The sequence below is a fragment of the Actinoplanes sp. ATCC 53533 genome, assembly GCF_003947245.1.
Window position 1 is genome coordinate 1 of sequence record NZ_QHHV01000201.1, and the last position, 18,617, is coordinate 18,617.

General features: G+C 72.3%; 18 protein-coding genes. 9 read left to right on the forward strand and 9 right to left on the reverse strand.

Annotated features, from left to right (window positions below):
- Positions 1-465: transposase (locus DMB66_RS46810; protein ID WP_199753034.1), on the forward strand; the 465-nt coding region annotated here is incomplete at its 5' end.
- Between the two features lie 49 nt (positions 466-514).
- Here the strand turns inward: DMB66_RS46810 and DMB66_RS46815 are convergent.
- The gene (locus DMB66_RS46815; protein ID WP_125810577.1) at positions 515-1,267 is read right to left on the reverse strand and encodes a TetR/AcrR family transcriptional regulator; all 753 of its coding nucleotides are present in this window, start codon (positions 1,265-1,267) and stop codon (positions 515-517) included.
- Positions 1,268-1,374: 107 nt separating this feature from the next.
- On the opposite strand from DMB66_RS46815, the gene DMB66_RS46820 reads away from it, so the two are divergent.
- Positions 1,375-2,574 carry a DUF418 domain-containing protein gene (locus DMB66_RS46820; protein WP_125810578.1) on the forward strand — a complete coding sequence of 400 codons (1,200 nt, stop codon included), beginning with the start codon at positions 1,375-1,377 and terminating at the stop codon, positions 2,572-2,574.
- Between the two features lie 76 nt (positions 2,575-2,650).
- Complete coding sequence (locus DMB66_RS46825) at positions 2,651-3,970, forward strand: acyltransferase (protein WP_125810579.1); 1,320 nt, start codon at positions 2,651-2,653, stop codon at positions 3,968-3,970.
- Here DMB66_RS46825 and DMB66_RS46830 read toward each other — a convergent pair.
- From DMB66_RS46830 to DMB66_RS46860, 6 genes are all read right to left on the reverse strand, one after another.
- Positions 3,931-5,070 carry a glycoside hydrolase family 26 protein gene (locus tag DMB66_RS46830; protein ID WP_158647584.1) on the reverse strand — a complete coding sequence of 380 codons (1,140 nt, stop codon included), beginning with the start codon at positions 5,068-5,070 and terminating at the stop codon, positions 3,931-3,933. The genes DMB66_RS46825 and DMB66_RS46830 overlap by 40 nt on opposite strands.
- Positions 5,071-5,226: 156 nt before the next feature.
- Positions 5,227-5,496, reverse strand: coding sequence for a helix-turn-helix transcriptional regulator (locus DMB66_RS46840; RefSeq protein ID WP_125810582.1), 270 nt, complete (start codon positions 5,494-5,496; stop codon positions 5,227-5,229).
- On the reverse strand, positions 5,493-6,284 hold the full coding sequence (locus DMB66_RS46845) for a metal ABC transporter permease (protein WP_125810583.1): 792 nt from the start codon (positions 6,282-6,284) through the stop codon (positions 5,493-5,495). The genes DMB66_RS46840 and DMB66_RS46845 overlap by 4 nt, the downstream gene beginning before the upstream one ends.
- Complete coding sequence (locus DMB66_RS46850; protein ID WP_125810584.1) at positions 6,281-7,114, reverse strand: metal ABC transporter permease; 834 nt, start codon at positions 7,112-7,114, stop codon at positions 6,281-6,283. Before DMB66_RS46850 ends, DMB66_RS46845 begins: the two co-directional genes overlap by 4 nt.
- Positions 7,114-7,872, reverse strand: coding sequence for a metal ABC transporter ATP-binding protein (locus DMB66_RS46855; protein WP_125810585.1), 759 nt, complete (start codon positions 7,870-7,872; stop codon positions 7,114-7,116). The genes DMB66_RS46850 and DMB66_RS46855 overlap by 1 nt, the downstream gene beginning before the upstream one ends.
- The gene (locus tag DMB66_RS46860) at positions 7,865-8,803 is read right to left on the reverse strand and encodes a metal ABC transporter substrate-binding protein (RefSeq protein WP_125810586.1); all 939 of its coding nucleotides are present in this window, start codon (positions 8,801-8,803) and stop codon (positions 7,865-7,867) included. Before DMB66_RS46860 ends, DMB66_RS46855 begins: the two co-directional genes overlap by 8 nt.
- 180 nt (positions 8,804-8,983) lie before the next feature.
- Between DMB66_RS46860 and DMB66_RS46865 the strand changes: the two genes are divergently transcribed.
- From DMB66_RS46865 to DMB66_RS46875, 3 genes are all read left to right on the forward strand, one after another.
- Entirely contained in the window at positions 8,984-10,450 is a 1,467-nt protein-coding gene (locus tag DMB66_RS46865) for a methyl-accepting chemotaxis protein (RefSeq protein ID WP_125810587.1), read from the forward strand.
- 110 nt (positions 10,451-10,560) lie between these two features.
- Complete coding sequence (locus tag DMB66_RS46870; RefSeq protein ID WP_125810588.1) at positions 10,561-11,085, forward strand: SigE family RNA polymerase sigma factor; 525 nt, start codon at positions 10,561-10,563, stop codon at positions 11,083-11,085.
- Positions 11,082-12,302: a hypothetical protein gene (locus DMB66_RS46875; protein ID WP_125810589.1), complete on the forward strand. Its 1,221-nt coding sequence runs from the start codon at positions 11,082-11,084 to the stop codon at positions 12,300-12,302. Before DMB66_RS46870 ends, DMB66_RS46875 begins: the two co-directional genes overlap by 4 nt.
- A 56-nt stretch (positions 12,303-12,358) precedes the next feature.
- Here DMB66_RS46875 and DMB66_RS46880 read toward each other — a convergent pair whose 3' ends face one another.
- Positions 12,359-12,811, reverse strand: a complete 453-nt coding sequence (locus DMB66_RS46880; RefSeq protein WP_125810590.1) for a PaaI family thioesterase — start codon at positions 12,809-12,811, stop codon at positions 12,359-12,361.
- A gap of 177 nt (positions 12,812-12,988) precedes the next feature.
- Between DMB66_RS46880 and DMB66_RS46890 the strand changes: the two genes are divergently transcribed.
- Genes DMB66_RS46890 through DMB66_RS46900 form a run of 3 tightly spaced genes read left to right on the forward strand, consistent with a single transcriptional unit; the run spans position 12,989 to position 16,412 of the window.
- Complete coding sequence (locus DMB66_RS46890; RefSeq protein WP_125810591.1) at positions 12,989-14,668, forward strand: serine hydrolase; 1,680 nt, start codon at positions 12,989-12,991, stop codon at positions 14,666-14,668.
- Positions 14,669-14,685: 17 nt separating this feature from the next.
- Positions 14,686-15,357 (forward strand): response regulator transcription factor, encoded by a 672-nt coding sequence (locus tag DMB66_RS46895; protein WP_125810592.1) that lies wholly within the window; start codon positions 14,686-14,688, stop codon positions 15,355-15,357.
- A complete protein-coding gene (locus tag DMB66_RS46900; protein ID WP_125810593.1) occupies positions 15,354-16,412 on the forward strand; it encodes a HAMP domain-containing sensor histidine kinase in 1,059 nt (352 codons plus the stop codon). The genes DMB66_RS46895 and DMB66_RS46900 overlap by 4 nt, the downstream gene beginning before the upstream one ends.
- A 553-nt stretch (positions 16,413-16,965) precedes the next feature.
- Here DMB66_RS46900 and DMB66_RS46905 read toward each other — a convergent pair.
- Entirely contained in the window at positions 16,966-18,432 is a 1,467-nt protein-coding gene (locus DMB66_RS46905; protein WP_148112833.1) for a multicopper oxidase family protein, read from the reverse strand.
- Positions 18,433-18,617: the final 185 nt, after the last annotated feature.

An 18,617-nucleotide genomic window follows, 5' to 3' on the forward strand; every position in this document is an offset into this window, starting at 1 on the left:
GACCACCAGCAAGCGACCTGCCCGCAAGGCCACCACTCGGGCAGCTGGCACCCCACCCGCCAGAACGGCCACGACGCCATCGTGGTCCGCTTCCCGACCAGCACCTGCAGTATCTGCCCGGCCCGCACCGCGTGCACCCGCTCGCAGCGCTCCGGCCGACAGTTGACGCTGCAACCCCGCCACCTGCACGACACCCTGCGCCAGGCCCGCGCCGAACAACAAACCCCGGCGTGGAAACACACCTACCGCGCCCGCGCCGGGATCGAAGCCACCATCCACCAAACCACCGCCGTGACCGGCATCCACCAAGCCCGCTACACCGGCCTGAGCAAAGTCACCCTCGAACACACCTTCGCCGCGACCGCGATCAACCTCATCCGCCTGAACGCCTGGTGGACCAACACACCCCTCCAACGCACCCGAACCACCCACCTGAACAAACTCGACCTCACCCTCGCCGCGTAGACAGAATTAGGCAACAGGGTCCGGAAGCAGAGCAAAGTAGAGCGAAGCGTCACGCCTCCCCGACCCGGACGGCGACGCCGTCGAGGATCAGCTCCAGCCCGAGCGAGAAGTCCGCGTCGGCGATCGCCGCGTCCGGTGTGTCCGACGGCGTCGCCTCGAACAGCGCCGACGAGAACAGCAGAGCCGCCTCGGGAAAGCGCGCAGGCTCGACCAGCCGCGCCAGCGCGCGGCCGTAGTCGCGCTCGGCGTCGGCCTGTCCCTGGCCCTCGGTCCGGCCGTCGGCGAGCTCGCCGTCCTGCCGCACCGACTGCATCACGTAGCCGCTGATCAGCGACAGGATGCCGACCTTGTGCGCCCAGTCGAGGCGGGTGCGGGCCATGATCGCCAGCGCGGCCTCCATCCAGGCGATCTGGTGCGGCCCGGAGGGCGGCCCGGAGACCGGTACGCGGGTCAGCCACGGCCGCCGCCGCAGCACGGCGCGCTGGGCGAAGGCCCAGCCGCGCAGCCCTTCGCGCCAGTCGTCGGTGTCCGGGCCGGGCGGCGCGCCGAGGGCGGCGTCGGCCATGAGCGTGAGCAGTTCGTCCTTGGATCCGACGTACCGGTAGAGCGACATCCCGGTGACGCCGAGGCTCCCGGCGACCTTGGGCAGGGTCACGCCGCCGAGGCCGTCGCGGTCGGCGATCTCCACCGCCGCGGCGACGACCCGGCTGACGTCGAGGGTGGCGGGCCGCCCGAGGCGCGAGGACTCCGGCATTCCCCACAGCCGGCGCAGGGACGCCGGAACGAAGTCCTCGGTGGTCATAGCTCCCACATCCGCCGGAGACAAGGGCCCTATCATGCCAGACCCAATTAGTTTGTCAGTGATACTTTCTCTCACATACTAAAGACCGACCAGGGGAGAAAGCCGACATGAGCCTTGCCACCGCGGCGCCGACATCCCGGGGGCCGGTGCGCCGCGCCGAACGCGCCCTCGCGCCGGACCTGACCCGGGGAGCGATGCTGCTGATCATCGCGCTGGCCAACGCCGCCGGGGTCGTCTTCTCCGGCGAGCCCGGCCTCGACGCCACCCCGGCGGGCGCCGACCGCGGCCTGACCTTTCTGCTCTTCGAGCTCGTCCATGCCCGCGGCTATCCGGTCTTCGCCGTGATGTTCGGGTACGGGATCGTCCAGCTCGCCCGCCGCCAGGACGCCGCCGGCGCCACACCGCGGCAGGTCCGCTCGATCCTGTTGCGCCGCAACGCCTGGCTCGTGGTCTTCGGGATCGCGCACGCCGCCCTGCTGTACTACGGCGACTTCCTCGGCGCGTACGGGATCGTCGGGATCGTGATGACGCTCGTGCTGCTCCGGCGCGGCGACAAGGTCCACCGGATCGTGCTGGCGCTCTGGGCGCTGACGGCGGTGGAGGTACTGGCCATCGGGGTCTTTCTGATGGGCGGCCTCGCCGGTGCGGGCGGGTCGGCCCCGCTGCCGGCGGAGCACGTCGACTCCCTCGCCGCGCCCGGGTACGCCGCGTCCGTGCTGGATCGCCTCGGCGAGTGGCCCGTGCACACGCTGACCGTCGTGCCCTTCATCATCATCACCTGGCTGGGCATGTGGGCCGCCCGCCGCCGCGTCCTCGATGAACCGGCCCGCCACCGGCGCCTGCTCGGGTGGACCGCCGTAATCGGGCTCGGCCTCGCCGTCGCCGGTGGCCTCCCGGCCGCCCTGATCGGCGCCGGGTGGCTGTCCGCCGACGAGCCGGCCGCCGGCCTGGCGCTGCTCCTGCACGGCGCCAGCGGCATGTTCGCCGGCCCCGGCTATGTGGCCGTCTTCGCCCTGATCGCGATGCGGGTGACCCGGCCCGGCCCGGTTGTCGCCGCCCTCGTGGCCCTGGGCCGGCGGTCCCTGTCGGGATATCTGTTCCAGTCGGTGGCCTGGCTGGTTCTGCTGGCGCCCTACACCCTCGCCCTCGGCGACCGTTTCGGCAGCCCCACCGCGGGTGCGCTGATCATCGCGGTGGTCGTCTGGCTGGCGACCGTGCTGCTCGCCCGCCTGCTCGACCGGCGCGATCAGGCCGGCCCCGCCGAGATCGTGCTGCGCCGCCTGACCTACGGCCCCCGGAAGCGGTAGCCACCCGGCCGCACGCCGCCGAGCACCCGCACGCCGCCGAGCACCGCTCGGCGGCGTGCACGGCTATCGTTCCCGGGTGCCCGAGGAGACGAACGCCGCCGGTGGCGTCGCCGTCCAGGACCGGATGGCCTGGCTGGACGGGTTGCGCGCGGTGGCCGTCCTGCTGGTCGTCTACGCCCACCTCAGCCGCATGCTGTTCCGCGGCGCCCGCGACCTCTCCAGCGAGTGGCTGCACGCCGGCACCGCCGGGGTCATGCTGTTCTTCCTGGTCAGCGGCTACATCATCCCGGCGTCCCTGGAACGGCACGGCAGCCTGCGCACCTTCTGGGTGAGCCGGCTCTGCCGCCTGCTGCCGCTGTACGTCGTGGTGAGCGCCCTCGTGTTGGCCCTGGGCGGCGCCGGGCTGATGCCGCTGGACCCGGCGCTGACCGCCGATCCGCTGACGGCGGCCGTCGCCCACCTGACGATGCTCCCGCAACTGCTCGGCGTCCCGCTGATCACCCCGGTGCTCTGGACGCTCACCTTCGAGATGGCGTTCTATCTGCTGGTCGGCGCGTTGTTCGCGCTCCGGCTGCACCGCGCCGGCCCGCCGCTGGCGATCGTGCTGGCCGTGGCCGCCGTCGGCGCCGCCCCGCTGGCGCCGAAGCTGCTCGCGGCCACCCCCGCCGCCGCGCGGGAGCTGACCCTCGTGGTGGCGGCGGTGCTGGTGCTCGCGCTGGGCGCGGTGGCGAGCGGGCGGCGGCCGGCCGTGGTGGCCGGCGCCGCGCTGCTCGGCGGGGTCGCGGGCCTCCTGCTGGTCGCCGACCAGGACCCGGCCCACGCCTGGGACGGCCTGCTGATCATCGCCGTCATGCTGGTCGGCACCGCGCTCCACCGCGCCGACCACGGCCGGATCCGCTGGTGGCAGGCGGGCGCGGTGGCCGCGGTGGTGGCCGCCGCGCTGCTGGCGAACTGGGTCGCCGAGCTCGCATCGCTCGGCGGCCTGACCCCGCGGTACGTGACCCGCTCGGTGCTCACGCTGCTCGTCTTCGCCGGCGCCTTCGCGCTGGGCCGGCTGACCCGGCGCCGGCGGACGCCGCGACCGCTGGCCCGGCTCGGCCTGATCAGCTACTCCGTCTACCTGGTGCACTACGTGCTGATCGAGCTGCTGCGCCCGGTGCTGACCGGGCTGGGCGACCGGCTGCCCGTGCTCGCGGAAGTGCCGGTCGCGGCCGCGTACCTCGGCCTGGTCGCCGGGGTCTCCTGGCTGACGTACCGGTTCGTGGAGCTGCCCGGGCAGCGGCTCGGCCGCCGGATCGCCCGATGGCTGACCGCACGGTGGGGTTCCGACGCCCGGCCGGTGGACCTCGGCGTGGCTCAGCCGCCGAAGCGGGACCTGCGCGCCATCGCCCGGTAGGCCGCCAGCGCCGCGCTGTCGGTGTCCGGCCGGAAGTTGTGCGGGCTGTCGGCCTGGGTGTCGGTGTCGAACCAGACCACCGCGCCGACCGCCGGGGTGTCCTCGACCCAGGAGGCGAGCTCGGCGATCCAGGCCGCCTTGCTGCCCCGGCCGTGGTCGACCGCGGCGGTCTCGCTCAGGATGATCGGCTTGCGGTCGCCGTACGCGGCGGACACCGCGCCGAACAGCGTCCGCGGCGACTCCGCGAAGAAGTCGTAGCCCGAGATCCCGACCCAGTCGACGTGGTCGTCGCCCGGGTAGTACCGCTGGAACCGGTTCCAGGACGTGTCGGGCGACGAGTTCCAGTTCGGGCTCCACACCCAGGCCACGTTGTCCGCGCCCTGCTCGCCGAAGATCCGGTGCAGCCGCCGCCAGGCCCTGACGTACGCGGCCGGGTCGTCGCCGTTGTGGCTGCCGTCCCAGGAGAACCAGTCCCCGTTCATCTCCCAGCCCCAGCGCAGCAGGATCGGGCGCTTCATCCCGGCCAGCTTCCGGGCCACCCGGGCGATGACGCGGTCCGCCGAGCCGTCGTTGATCCTCCGGTACGGCGCACCGTGCCACGAGACCATCAGCGTGCTGGTGGCGGCCACGGCCGGCTCGGACGAGGGCACGTAGCCGTCCCACGGGTAGAAGACGTGCACGATGCGCTGCTCGCGGCCGAGCTGCCGGCGGCGCAGGGCGAGGCTCTCCCGCAGCGACCTGCCGCTCAGCGCGAGGTACGAGCCGAACATCGCCTTCCCGGCCGTCGCCGGCACGGCTCCCCCACGCGCCGCCTTCCGCACGGCCGACGGAGACGCCGACGGAGACGGAGACGCCAACGGGGATGCCGACGCGGACGGTGTGGCCGACGCGGACGCGGACGCCCGCACGCCGGGTGCGGACGAGGCCGCGACCGCGGCGCCCGACGCGGCCGGCGGAGCCGAGAAGAGCGGGGCCGGGGCAGTGGCGGCGGCCTCGGGGGCGGCCGGCGCGGCGGAACACGCGGCCGGCAACGCCAGCGCCGCCAGCGCAAGCAGCCGGCGACGGGGCAGGCCGCGGCCGCACGGGGGCTCGGCGGTCATCGTGGGCTTCCCTTCGCCGGTACGCGGGCGCGGCGGTCACGTCCGGCTCCACGATGCCCGCCGTACCCCGGCACCGAGGTCGGCCGATCGCCCCGCAAGACCTGCCTGACCAGGTCTTTCACCGGCCCGTCGAGCTACCGAAAGGGGACAGCGGGCTCAGTGGTCCGCGTATCGGATGACCTCACGGACCAGCCGGTGCGCGGCGTCGCTGCCGAGGCGGTAGTAGACGTGCCGGCCGCGGCGCTGGCGGCGGATCAGGGTGGTGTCCCGCAGGTTGCGCAGGTGGTGGCCGACGATGGTGGCGTCCAGCTCCATCGCCTTCGCCAGCGTGTCCGGGGTCGCCTCGCCGTCCAGCAGCAGGACGAGGATGCGCAGCCGGTGCTCGTACCCCATGGCCTGCAGCACCGTGACCGCCTCGCCGATCATGCCGGCACCACCGCCCGGGGCAGCCGGGTCACCGCGAGCGAGAGCAGCAGGATCCCGGTCGCGACCAGGGTGATCGCCGCCCCGGCGGCGATGTCGTACCGCGCGGAGAGCAGCAGCCCGGCCAGGCCGCTGGTCACGCCGAAGGCGACCGACAGCGCGGTCAGCGCCGGGAGCCGGTCGGTCCACAGCCGGGCCGCGGCGGCCGGCGCGACGATCAGGGCCAGCGCCAGGATCGTGCCGACGGCCGGCACCACGGTCACGATGACCACCTCGATCGTGATCAGCAGCAGCAGGTCCAGCGGCCCCAGCCGGTAGCCGGCGGCCCGGGCGCCGGCCGGGTCGAAGCCGGCGAACAGCAACGGCCGCGCGCACATCGCGAGCACCGCGGCGACCAGCACCAGCACCCCCGCGGTGACCGCGATGTCGCGCGGGCCGACGGTGAGGATGCTGCCGACCAGGAACGACGACAGGTCGCGGCTGAAGCCGTCGCGGGTGGCGACGAGCCCGACGCCGATCGCGAACCCGGCGGACAGGATCACCCCGGTCGCCGCGGCGGCGTCCTGGCCCCGGCGCCGGCTGAGCGCGGCGACGCCGCACGCCACCAGCACCCCGGCCAGCGCGCCGCCGAGGTAGATGTTGACCCCGACGATCGCGGCGGCGACCACCCCCGGGAAGGTGGCGTGGGTCAGCGCCATCGTGAAGAACGAGAGCCGGCGCAGCACGACCTGCACGCCGATCAGCCCGGCGAGGGCGCCGACCAGGACGGCCTCGGCGATCACCCACCTCATCGGGACCACCGCCGGGCCCGCAGCCGGCCGACCGGCAGCAGCACCGCGTAGGCGAGCACCAGCGCCAGCACGACCGCGGTGGCCGAGGTGAGCCGCACGCCGTACTCGATCGAGGCCGTCCAGCTCACCCAGAGCCCGGCGTACCCGGCGAGCAGGGTCAGCGCGGTGCCCAGCAGGGCCATCGCGGGCAGCCGGGCGGTCACCGTGCGCGCGGCCGCGGCGGGCACCACGAGCAGCGCGATGACCAGCACCGTGCCGACCGCGCGGACGGCCGCGACCACCACCAGCGCGATCACGAGGTTCAGCCACAGGTCCAGCAGGGTGCCGCGGTAGCCGGCGGCGGTCGACCCGGCCGGGTCGAAGGCGCGGAACAGCCAGGCCCGGGCGCCGACGGCGACCAGCAGCAGGATCACGACGGCGAGGACCGCCGTCTCGGCGAGCTGGCGGTCGGTCACCGTGAGGATGCGCCCGAACAGGAACGTGGTCAGATCCGAGGTGTACGACGAGCGCCTCGACACCAGCGCCACGCCCACTGAGAACATGGCGGTCAGCACCACCGCGGTGGCGGCGTCGTCGCTCAGCCGCCCGCCGCGGGTCAGCAGGGTCAGCACCACCGCGGTGAGCACGCCGGCGACCATCGCCCCGCCGAAGATGCCCTCGGTGCCGGCGGCGACGAAGCCGACGACGACACCGGGGAAGACGGTGTGGGTGAGCGCGTCGGCCACGAAGGACAGCCGCCGGGCGAAGACGAAGACGCTGACCGGGCCGCAGATCAGCGCCAGCAGGGCGAGTTCCGCGAGGGCGCGGACCATGAACGGGGCCTCGAGCATCAGGGCTCCACCAGCAGGGCGTGGCCGTCCGGCAGGTCGACCGCGTGGCCGCCGTACGCCCGGCGCAGCAGCTCGCCGGTGAGCACGTCGGCGGGCGGGCCGACCGCCCACTGCCGGCCGTTGAGCAGGCACACCTGGCCGGCGATCCGGGCCGCGACGGCCAGGTCGTGGGTGCTCACGAGCAGCGCCGCGCCGGCCGCGGTGAGCTCGCCCAGCGCGCGCAGGATCGCCTCCTGGCTGGTGGCGTCGACGCCGTTGAAGGGCTCGTCGAGCAGCAGCAGCCGGGACTCGGCCGCGATCGCCCGGGCGACCAGCACCCGCTGGCGCTGCCCGCCGGAGAGCAGCCCGAAGCGCACCCGGGCCCGGTCGGCGAGCCCCACCCGGTCGAGGGCCGCCAGGGCCGCCGCCCGGTCGGCCCGGCCGGTGGGCCGCCACCAGCCGATCCGGCGGTAGCGGCCCATCAGCACCACGTCGGCGGCGCTGACCGGGAAATCGGCGTCGAGGCTGTCCACCTGCGGCACGTACGCGGCGAGCCCGCGGGCCCGGGCCACCGGGCGGCCGGCGACCGTCACCGCGCCGTCGACCACCTCGGCCATCCCGAGCACCGACTTGATCAGGGTGGACTTGCCCGCGCCGTTCGGCCCGACCAGCGCCACCGTGCCGCCGCCGGGCAGGGTGAAGTCCACGTCGGTCAGCACGGCCCGGCCCCGGTAGCCCAGGCCCGCGGCGGCGAACCGCAGCGCGCTTTCCTCAGCCACCCAGGGCCCCCACGAGCACCAGGGTGTTGTGCTGTTCGGCGCCCAGGTAGGTGCCCTGCGGCGTGTCCTGCGCGCCGAGGCTGTCGCCGTACAGGGCGTCCTCGCCACCGACCACCTTGACGCCCGCCTGCTGGGCGATGGCCCCGGCGGTCTTGGGCGGCAGCGAGCTCTCGGTGAAGATCGCCCGGGTGCCGGTGGCCTTGATCTTGGCCACCAGGTCCTGCAGCTGGCGGGCGGAGAGCTCGGCGGAGGTGTCCATGCTCGGGATGACCGAACCGACGAACTGCAGCTGGTAGCGGTCCACGTAGTAGCCGAAGGCGTCGTGGTTGGTGACCAGCTTGCGCTGCTCGACCGGGATCTTGGCCCAGGCGGCCAGGTTGGCGGCGTCGAGCTGGTCGAGCTGCGCGGAGTAGGCGGCGAGGTTCTTGGCGAAGGCGGCCGCCCGGTCCGGGTCGGCGGCGGCGAGGCCCTTCTCGATGTTGCTCACCATGATCTTGGCGTTCAGCGGGTTGTGCCAGATGTGCGGGTCGCCGCCGGCCATCTCCTCGTCGCCGGGGTCACCCTTGCGAAGGGCCACGCCCTGGCTGGAGTCGACGACGGTGCCGTCGAAGCCGGCCGACTGCACGGTCTGGTCCAGCCATTTCTCGAGGCCGACCCCGCTCTCCACGACGACCTTGGCGGCGCCGATGGCCTGCAGGTCGGCGGGGGTGGGCTCGTAGTCGTGCGGATCGACGTTGGGCTTGATGATCTGGGTGACGGCGACATCGTCGGCGCCGATCACGCGAACGAAGTCGGCGACCTCGGGCGTGGTCGCGACGACGGCGAGCTTGCCCGCGGGCGCGGCGCCGGCCTCATTGCCGGTGGAGCCGCAAGCGGCGAGGGAGAAGATAATGCCGCCGGCGAGGAGGTAGCGCAGAGCTGGAGCCTTCATGACTCAGACGGTAATGGTTTTCATTTACATGGTCTAATAGCAAACTCGGCATATTTGCCCGCGCGACCCCCTCAAGAGGTATGGGGTAGGATCCGGCAAATAGTACATTCTAGCCGTTACCTCGGAATCACCCGCTAATCTGCCTTAACAAGGCAATTGGGACGAGGAACGGTGACTACCATGGCCAAACGCACGTTCGGCTACAAGCTCGCGTTCGGTTTCGGGCTCACCGTGGCTCTGACCGTCGTCATGGGCGCGGCCTCGGTCGCGGCGCTGTCGATCGTCATGAACGCCAAGGACGACGCGATCGGAGCCGCGACCGACGATCTGGTCAACACCGAACGCCTGACCACCACGGCGCGGGCCCGGATCGGCGACTACCGCGGATTCCTCCTCAACGGCCGGCAGGAGTGGCTCGACCTGACCAACGCCGACCGCGAGGAGTTCCTCGGCCTGGTCACCCGGCTGCGTGGCACCCTGACCACCCCGGAGTCCCGCGCCCTGCTCGAGGTTGTCGCGGATGTCGAGGTCAAGCACGCGCAAGCGGTTCAGCCGGTCATCGAGCGGCGCCGGACGAACCCGAGCCTGCAGAACATCAGCCAGTTCAACGACACCACGGTCGCCACCTCACGCACCGCCTTGCTGGAGTCGATCACCGCGCTGTCAACCCAGGTGCGCGCGGATGTGGAGAGGACCCGTGCGGAATCATCGGCCCGCGCCACCCAGGCGATCATGCTGATCATCGTGCTCGTGCTGCTCGCCATGGGCTGCGGCGGCCTCATCGCCTGGCGGCTCAACCGGGACCTGCGGCGCGAGGTCGGCACGGCGGTCGGGCACATTCAAAGTTCGTCGGCGCAGCTCGAAGCGGCCGCCACCCAGCAGGTCTCCGGCGGCAAGGAACAAGCCAGCGCGATGAGCGAGATCACGACCACGATCGGCGAGTTGCTCATCACCTCGCGGCAGATCGCGGAGAACGCCCAGCGGGTGTCGAAGATCGCGAAGGACACCGCCGACGCGGCGGAACGCGGCGACGCCACCATCGACCAGACTCGGACGTCGATCTCAGCGATCCGTTCCCAGGTCGACCAGATCGTGCAGCACATGCTGGCGCTCGGCGAGAAGTCGCAGCAGATCGGTGGCGTCGTCGACCTGGTCTCCGAGCTGGCCGAGCAGACCAACATTCTGGCCATCAACGCGACCATCGAGGCCACCGGAGCGGGCGAGTGGGGCCGCCGGTTCGCCGTGGTGGCCGAGGAGATCCGCAAGCTGGCCGACCGGACGGCCGGGTCGGCGAAGGAGATCCGCGCGCTCATCGACGACGTCCGCGGCGCGGTCAACACGACCGTCATGGCCACCGAGATCGGTGCCAAGAGCGTGGACGCGGGATCCCGGCAGTTCGACGACGCCACCAGCTCGTTCCGGAAGATCGCCCAGCTCGTCGCCACCACCAACGACGCGACCCGCGAGATCGAGCTCTCCACGAAGCAGCAGACGACGGCGGTCGAACAGGTCAGCGTGGCCGCCTCCGACACCGCCCGGGTCACCCGGGAGACCGAGGCCAGCGCCGTGCAGACCAAGCAGACCGCCGCGCACCTGTCCAGCCTCTCCGGCGAGTTGCTCGAACTGGTCGGCACCGGTCACCGCTGACGCGCGACGATCTCCTCCGGCTCGCGTCCGGGATGCAACCTTTCGCCGGCCCGGCTTCGACAGGAAGGCGACAACGGCACATCATCCACACGGATGAAGAGGGGAGCAGGATGCGGCCCGACGTTGAACGGGAGTACGTCGAGTACGTGAAAGTGCGGTTGCCCCGCCTCCATCGCACGGCGTACCTACTCTGCGCCGACGCGTTTCAGGCGGACGACATCGTGCAGGCGACGCTCACAGACCTCTATGTGGGCTGGAAGCGGGCCGCCGGCGCGGACAATCTCGACGGGTACGTGCACCGGATCATGGTGCGGCGCTACCTCGACGAGCGGCGGCGCGGGTGGTCGCGGGTGCTGCTCGGCGATCGCCTCCCGGATCTGGGCGCCTCCGCCGACCACGGTGTCGACGAGCGGGACGCGCTGGTGACGGCCTTGCGGTCGCTGCCCAAGGGGCAGCGTGCCGTCGTGGTGCTGCGCTACTTCGGCGACCTGTCGATCGAGGCGACCGCGGAGGCCCTCGGTTGCTCGGCGGGCAACGTGAAAAGCCAGTGCTCGCGGGGTCTCGCCACTCTGCGCGCGGCGCTGGACGCCGAGCATCCGGTTACGACAGCGGAACGAGCGAGGGATCGGTCATGAACGAGGAACAACTGCGGGACCGGCTCGAAGCGGTCGACGTGCCACCCAGCCGCCTCGAGATGGACGCGCTGGTGCGCGCCGGGCGCCGGCGCAGCTTTCGCCGCCGCTCGGCACAGGCGGTCGGGGGCACGGCGCTGGTCACCGGTGTGCTGCTGGCGGTGCCGTTGATCCTGGCCAGGACGGGGCCGGCGCCGGCGGTGCGGGCGGACGCGGCCTCGACGGCCTCGACCGCCTCGGCGCCCGCCGCTACCGGCGCGGACGACCGGTGCCGGATGACGGAACTGCCGGTGCCGCCCGGGATGACGGACGCCTCGGCCCTCGCGGTGGATCCGACCGGCCGGTACGTCGTCGGGAACGACGTCGTCAAGCAGGACTTCCGGCCGATCCTGTGGACCGACGGGCAGCCGGAGGCCCTGCCGGTGCCCGGCAAGTCGGTCCAGGCCACCGCCGTCAACGCCAGCGGCGTCGTGGTCGGCATCGTGGAGGATGGGAAGCAGGAGTACGTCTTCCGCTACGAGAACGGTGTCCTCACGAGGCTGCGCACAACGCCGGGGAGCTGGCACGTCTACCCGCACCCGGCGATCAACGCGGCCGGGGACATCATCATCAACGCGGAGCCGAGCGGCAACATCGAAGGCAAGGACAGCATCGTCCTGCTCTGGAAGGCCGGCTCGACCACTGCGGTCCGGCTGCCGGTGCCGACCGAGGCCAACGCCTACGACATCACCGACGACGGCACCATCGTCGGCGCGATGTACAAGGACGGTCACGCCGATACGCCGTACGCCTGGGATCTGCGAGGCAACGGCCGGAAGCTGAAGGTGCCGGCCGGCCAGACCGCCTCCGTCTACGCGGCCGAGGGCAACTGGGCGACGGGTGGCCTGTGGCCGTCCATGACCCCGGCGCTGTGGAACCTGCGGACCGGCGAGGTGACGACGCCGGCGGCACGGGGACCGGCGGCGACCACGGAGCAGGAGAAGGAGGCCAAGCTGAAGGGGCCGGGGCCGGGAAACGCGGTCAACTCCGCCGGCTGGATCGTCATCGGCCCCACGGTGTACGGCTCCGTGCTGCGTGACGGTGCCACCGTCGAGCTCGAGGTGCCCGGCGGGCAGCGCGGCAGCGCGCGCGACGTGTCCAACACGGGGCTGGTCGTGGGGCAGGCGATAGCCACCGGCGACGACGGCGAGAACCTCGGCCCGCGCATGTGGCGTTGCTGACCTGAGCATGCCGAACGGAGCGGCCGGTGGCGGAGACCCGTCACCGGCCGCACTGGTCACGGCCCGCGGGTGACCTCCCGCCCGGGTACGCGGAACAGGGTCTGCTGGCCCGCCGCCACGAGTGACCTCTGCTGCCCCTGGACACCGAACACCTCCAGCCGGCACACGGTCAGCGTGCGCCCGGATCTCAGGACCGTTCCGATGGCCTCGATGTGCTCTCCCTCGGCCGGGGCCAGCAGGTTGATCTTGTATTCCACCGTGAGGACGTCCGCGTCGTCGGGAAACAACGTCAGTGCCGCATAGCCGCCCGCGCTGTCCGCGATGGCGCTGGTGGCACCCGCATGGAAATAGCCGTGCTGTTGGGTCACCTCGGGCCGGCCGGGGAGCACGATGTGCACACGGCCCGGGGCGATGTGACCCAAGCGGGCGCCGAGGTGGCGCATCAGTCCCTGGCGTTCGAAACTCGCCGTGACCCGATCCCGCACCTCGGGGCTTGCCTGGTCTGCCATGGCTCTCCTCGCGGACGTCTCCAGCGACAATCTAGGCCACCCGCTCCGCGATCAGCAGCACCCCGATGACCAGCATGGCCGCGCCCGAGCAGCGGGTCACCACCCGTGCCGCCGCGGGCCGCCGCGGCCGTCCCTCGTTTACATCCGGTTCGCAGCCGGGTTCGTACGGTGCGGCACATGACCAAGTTCCTCGCGGTGGTGACAGCGATGGCGTTGGCGGGTGCCCTGGCCGCCTGCAAGGATGACCGGGACCCTCCGCAACCGGCCCGTCCGGCGGCGCAGTGCGATCCGGGCCTCGATGCGGCGTTCGGCGCCTGGGCGCGGGCCGGGTTCAGCGGCTCGGTCGCGATCTCGACCGGCGGCGAGCTCGACTGCCTGTCCGCGTACGGGTTCGCGAACGACGCGACCGGCACGCCGAACACGGCCGACACGGTGTTCGACATCGGGTCGGTCACCAAGGCGTTCACCGCCGCCACCGTGCTGAGTCTCGCCGAGACTGGGAAGCTGGCGCTGGAGGACACGGTGGGCGAACTCCTGCCGGCGCTGAGAGGGCCGGTGGCCGCCGTGACCGTCCGTCAGCTGCTGCTGCACACGAGCGGGCTGACCGGGTCGCACGGCGAAGACCATGAGCCGCTGGACCGCGATGCGGCGCTGGCGGCGATCGGCGGCCTGGAGCTGGCGTTCAAGCCGGGCTCCGGCCACGCGTACTCGAACGCCGGGTACACCCTGCTGGCACTGATCATCGATGCGGTGGCCGGCGCGAGCTACCGCGACTACACGGCGGCGAAGATCCTCCGGCTGCCGGACGGGCGGACCGCGGGCGGCTTCTGGGACGGCGAGCCGGCCGCGCCCGGGCCTCGCGCGGTCGGCTACCTGGACGGCGGCAGGACCGGCGCGGCGGACGGGTTCGCGGGACCGCACTGGGCGCTGGACGGCAACGGTGGGCTCGCCATGCCGGCGCGGGATCTGGCGGCGTGGACGCACGCGCTGTTCACCGGCCGGCTGATCGCGCCGGAGTCGGTCAAGGTCATCAGCGGTTCCGGGCACGACCTGGGCGACGGCAGGTCGGAGGCTCCGGGCTGGGTGGCACATGACGCGTCGGTCTTCGGCACTCCGTTCCTCGCGACCGCCGGCGGCGGGGGCGACGTCGGCCACAATGCCGTCGTCGCCTGGATTCCCGAGCGGCAGCGGGTGGTCGTGCTGGCGTCCAACAAGCAGACGGTGTCCGCCGAGGATCTGCTGAAGAAGGTGGGGCCGGCACTGCTGGCCGGCAAGCCGTTGCCGACGCCGAACGCGCCGCCGGCCGCCGCCGGCCCGGCCGCGCCCACCGGCAAGTACACACTGGACACCGGTGGCAGGTTCGAGGTGACCGGGTCCGGCAGCCGGGTCACGATCTCCGCCACCGGTGCCGACGCCGTCACGGCGCTGTTCCCGCCGAGCGGCGGCGTGTCCGCCGGCGACTTCCGGGCCCACGAGCGGCGCACGGTGGCGCTGCTCAACGGCCGTACCCGGGAGGGCCGCAGGGAGCGCAAGACCCTCGAACGTACCTTCGGTGCCATCCGCGGGATCGCTCTCGCCGGCACCGTGTTCCGCGACGGCGACATACGCACCTACGTCACCATCACCGCGGGAACCGCGGCGATCACCGGCTGGTACGCGGTCGACCCGGAAGGCGGCATCGAGGCGGCCGAGGTGCCCACCGAACCGCCGGCGGTGCCGCTCGTCCCGGCCGGCGGCGGCCGATACCGGCCGGGCGATCCGGCCGACGCCGGCGCCGGCGTGACCGTGCGATTCGGCAACGGCCGGATGACCGTGTCGGGACCAGCCGGCTCGGCCGTCGCCGGGCCGGCCGGCTGACCGGCTACCTTGCGACCATGCGGATCCTGCTGATCGAGGACGATCCGGACCTGGCCGAGGTCGTCGCCCTCGGCCTGCGCAACGAGTCGTACGCGGTCGACCCGGCCACCACCTACGCCGAGGCGGAGGACATGCTGCGGATGAACGCGTACGACGTCGCGTGCGTGGATCTGGGCCTGCCGGACGGCGACGGCCTCGACCTGGTCCGCCGGCTGGGCCGGGAATCGGGCTTGCGCCGGCCGCGGCGCCTGCTCGTGCTGACCGCCCGCGACGCCCCGGCGGACCGGGTCGCCGGACTGGACGCCGGCGCCGACGACTATCTCGTCAAGCCGTTCCACTTCGCCGAACTGGTGGCGAGGCTACGCGCGCTGAGCCGCCGCGGCGACGGCCACGGCTCGACGCTGCGGGTCGGCGAGCTGACCCTGGACCTCGCGGCGCACCGGGCGTGGCGCTCCGGCGCCGAGCTGGCGCTGACCGCCCGCGAATTCTCGCTGCTGCGCTACTTCGCGCACCACCCCGACGAGGTGCTGTCAGCCGAGGACCTGCTCGAACACGTGTGGGACGCGAACGCCAACCCGTTCACGTCGTCGGTGCGGGTGATCCTCAGCCGGCTGCGCAGGAAGCTCGGCGAGCCGGCGATCATCGTGACGCTCACCGGCGCCGGCTACCAGCTGAAGGCGAAACCATGAGACGGCACCGGCGATCGTTGCGGGTCCGGCTGGCGGTGCTCGGCTTCCTCGCCATCTACGTGCCGGTCCTGCTGCTGTCCGGCGTGGTCCTGGCCACCGACATCGAGATCACGGGTACGGGCCCCAGCGGCGCCGAGGGCTTCCGGGAATCCACCACGCCCGGGTCCACGCCGGTGACCTGGACCATCCTCGCGCTCGGCCCGGTCGCCGCCGCGCTGGCCTGGTGGTGGGCCGGCCGCGCCGTCAGCCCGATCGACCGGATCCGAGCGGTCGCCGACGACATCCAGGGGACCGACCTCGGCCGCCGCATCGCGCTGCGCCGCGGCCCGGCCGAGGTGACAGCGCTCGCGGCGAGCTTCGACGCGATGCTCGACCGCCTCGAACAGGCCGCGCGGACGCAGCAGCGGCTGATCGAGGAGACCAGCCACGAGCTCCGCATACCGCTCGCGGTCCTGGTGACCAACGCCGAGGTGCTCCTGGCCCACCCCAGGCCCACCCTCGAGGTCTACCGAAAGGGACTGGAACGATCGCTCGCGGCGGCCCTGCGGCTCCGGACGGCGATGGACGAACTCCTCGTCGACGCCCGCGGCCGGGCCCGCACCATCAACCGGCAGCCCGCCGACCTGACGGCCATCGTCCGCGCCGTCATCGACGACGCCGGCGCCCAGGCGGCGGCCAAGAAGATCAGCCTGTCCGCGACCGGCCCACCGGACGCCATCTGCCCGGTCGACCAACCCACCGTCCGCCGCGCGATCCACAACCTCGTCGACAACGCCATCCGGTACGCCCCACCGGGCACCACGGTGCGGGCAACCGTCGAGGTCGCCGAAACGGAAGCGGCCATCGTGGTGACCGACCACGGTCCCGGCATCCCCGCCGCCGAGCAGAACCACGCCTTCGAGCGCTTCTGGCGCGGCCGACCCGACGTGCCAGGCACCGGGCTGGGCCTGGCCATCGCCCGCCAGGTCGCGGCGGCCCACGGCGGCGCCCTAACACTCACCTCGCCCGGACCCGCCGGCGACGGCTGCACGTTCCGCCTCACCGTACGCCGCTGACAAACACCTGACCGGCGGAGATCCGCCGCAACTCGGGCCAGCCCGGAGCGGTCGGCCGAGGCAACCGGAATGCCGCTGGCGCGACCAGATTGCCGCTGGCGCGACCAGATTGCCGCTGGGGCGGATCGAGACATCCAGCCCAACGCGATGTGAGCCTTGTCGGACCGTGTCGCGTCCGGGGGCGGCACCAGTAGTTTCAACAGCCTTTGCTCTGCTTCCCTATCGGAAACACCGGACGGAGGTGTCCCCGCTCTGCTTCCCCAACGGAAACACCGGACGGAGGCGTCCCCGCTCTGCTTCCCCAACGGAAACACCAGACGAAGGCGTCCCCGCTCTGCTTCCCCAACGGAAACGGCCTCGGCCGATCCCGGATATCGACCGAGGGGTGTTTCCGATGGGGAAGCAAAGCAAAGGCGCCGGAAGAGACACTGCCGCCGAGCGGCCACAACCAATGGTGACGCCCCAGCGACACCGAGCGACGCCGAGCCACGCCGAGCCACGCCGAGCCACGCCGAGGGTGTCACCACAGAACGTACGAAACTGCCGTTGTGGTTCAGTCGTGGCGGTGGGCGAGGGTCCGGGGCACCTGGTGTTCGGTGCCTGGTTTCACGACGACGAACTGGCCCATCATGCCCTTGTCCTCGTGGCGCAGGATGTGGCAGTGGTACATGTAGGGCGTGACCGGGTCGGTGTAGGTGCCGAACCGGACGGATAGTCGCGCCTTGGCCTTCTTCGGGATGAAGACGGTGTCCTTGGGGCCCTGCTGGTAGGCGGGTGGCGCCGCGCCGTTGATGTCCAGGATGCGGAACGACACCTCGTGGATGTGGAAGTTGTGCGCGTACGTCGTGTTGTCGATCTCCCAGATCTCGTTCGCGCCGGCCGGCACCACCTCGTCGATCCGGGTCATTTCCATGTCCTGCCCGTTGATCTCCGAACCGGACAGCTCGAACCGCCGGATCCGGGCGCCGGCCGGCGGCGGCACGGCCGGCGCGCCGCCGAGCGCGGCCGGCACCGGCGCCGAGCCGGTCAGTTCGGCAGCCGCGACCAGCCTCAGCAGCTGGAAGTCTTCCTCCTCGATGTCGTTGGCCTGCTTGATGTTCTCGCCGCGGGAGTCCAGCATCGCCTGCTCGCCGGCGGTGAACCGGACCACGATCTCCGCCCGCTCCCCCGGGCTGAGCTTCACCCGGTCCACCGCCACCGGCCGCTCCAGCAGGCCGCCGTCGGTAGCGACCACCTGACAGGGCCGGCCGTCGGTGAAGCCGATCCGGTACACCCGGGCGTTGGAGGCGTTGAGCAGCCGGAACCGCACCAGTTCCGTCCGTACCTCGAAGTAGGGGTCGTGGGTGCCGTTGATCAGAATCTGATCGCCGAGGGCGCCGAAGGTGCCGCTGTCCACGTCGCCTTCGTCGAGCGCGCCGTCGTCGTCGAAGCGCTTGTCCTGAACGATCAGGGGCACGTCGTCGACGCCGTACCGGCTTGGCAGGCGGGGTCCGTCCGGGTCGTCGATCAGCAACAGCCCGGCCAGGCCTCGATACACGTGCATGGCGGTCTTCTCGTGCGGATGGGGGTGGAACCAGGTGGTGGCGGCGGGTTGTTCGATCGTCCACTCCGGACGCCAGGTGGCCCCCGGTGCGATCATCTGGTGTGGGCCGCCGTCCATCGTGGCGGGCAGGCGCACGCCGTGCCAGTGCAGGGTCGTCGCCTCGTCGAGCCGGTTCGTCACCGCCATCCGGACCCGCTCGCCGCGGGCCACCCGCACGGTCGGGCCGAGGTAGGAGCCGTTGATGCCCCAGGTGGCCGTCGTCAGGCCGGGCAGGAAGCCGGTGCGCCCGCCGGCCCGCAGGTCGAGGGCGAACTCCCGGAACCCGCCGGCGGCCCGTCGCGACTCGGCCGGCGGCGGGATCCGCAGCCGGTTGGTGAACTCGGGGCGGCGTGGGGCCTGCCATCCCGAGGAGCAGGAGGTGCCGGCGGCAGCCAACCCCGACAGGGCACTGAGGAACAGCAGACGGCGCCGATTCACAACCAGGACTCCTTTCGTCGCACTGCCGGCAAACATCGCCGATTCATCGTGCGTGGCGCCTCCCCGGCGCGCATCGGGGCTTTCCCGGACGCCTCTGAGCTGCGTGTTCGTGGCCGCGGCGGCGACCTCGTACACCGCAGGTCGTAGCCGTTCCGGCGCGGCTACGCCACATGCGTACGGCGATG

What these genes read in the sequence shown, in the direction of transcription:
- DMB66_RS46815 (WP_125810577.1), bottom strand. Translation starts at nt 1,267, where the DNA reads ATGACCACCGAGGACTTCGTTCCGGCGTCCCTGCGCCGGCTGTGGGGA.
- DMB66_RS46820 (WP_125810578.1), top strand. Translation starts at nt 1,375, where the DNA reads ATGAGCCTTGCCACCGCGGCGCCGACATCCCGGGGGCCGGTGCGCCGC.
- DMB66_RS46830 (WP_158647584.1), bottom strand. Translation starts at nt 5,070, where the DNA reads ATGACCGCCGAGCCCCCGTGCGGCCGCGGCCTGCCCCGTCGCCGGCTG.
- DMB66_RS46840 (WP_125810582.1), bottom strand. Translation starts at nt 5,496, where the DNA reads ATGATCGGCGAGGCGGTCACGGTGCTGCAGGCCATGGGGTACGAGCAC.
- DMB66_RS46845 (WP_125810583.1), bottom strand. Translation starts at nt 6,284, where the DNA reads ATGAGGTGGGTGATCGCCGAGGCCGTCCTGGTCGGCGCCCTCGCCGGG.
- DMB66_RS46850 (WP_125810584.1), bottom strand. Translation starts at nt 7,114, where the DNA reads ATGCTCGAGGCCCCGTTCATGGTCCGCGCCCTCGCGGAACTCGCCCTG.
- DMB66_RS46860 (WP_125810586.1), bottom strand. Translation starts at nt 8,803, where the DNA reads ATGAAGGCTCCAGCTCTGCGCTACCTCCTCGCCGGCGGCATTATCTTC.
- DMB66_RS46865 (WP_125810587.1), top strand. Translation starts at nt 8,984, where the DNA reads ATGGCCAAACGCACGTTCGGCTACAAGCTCGCGTTCGGTTTCGGGCTC.
- DMB66_RS46870 (WP_125810588.1), top strand. Translation starts at nt 10,561, where the DNA reads ATGCGGCCCGACGTTGAACGGGAGTACGTCGAGTACGTGAAAGTGCGG.
- DMB66_RS46875 (WP_125810589.1), top strand. Translation starts at nt 11,082, where the DNA reads ATGAACGAGGAACAACTGCGGGACCGGCTCGAAGCGGTCGACGTGCCA.
- DMB66_RS46880 (WP_125810590.1), bottom strand. Translation starts at nt 12,811, where the DNA reads ATGGCAGACCAGGCAAGCCCCGAGGTGCGGGATCGGGTCACGGCGAGT.
- DMB66_RS46890 (WP_125810591.1), top strand. Translation starts at nt 12,989, where the DNA reads ATGACCAAGTTCCTCGCGGTGGTGACAGCGATGGCGTTGGCGGGTGCC.
- DMB66_RS46895 (WP_125810592.1), top strand. Translation starts at nt 14,686, where the DNA reads ATGCGGATCCTGCTGATCGAGGACGATCCGGACCTGGCCGAGGTCGTC.
- DMB66_RS46900 (WP_125810593.1), top strand. Translation starts at nt 15,354, where the DNA reads ATGAGACGGCACCGGCGATCGTTGCGGGTCCGGCTGGCGGTGCTCGGC.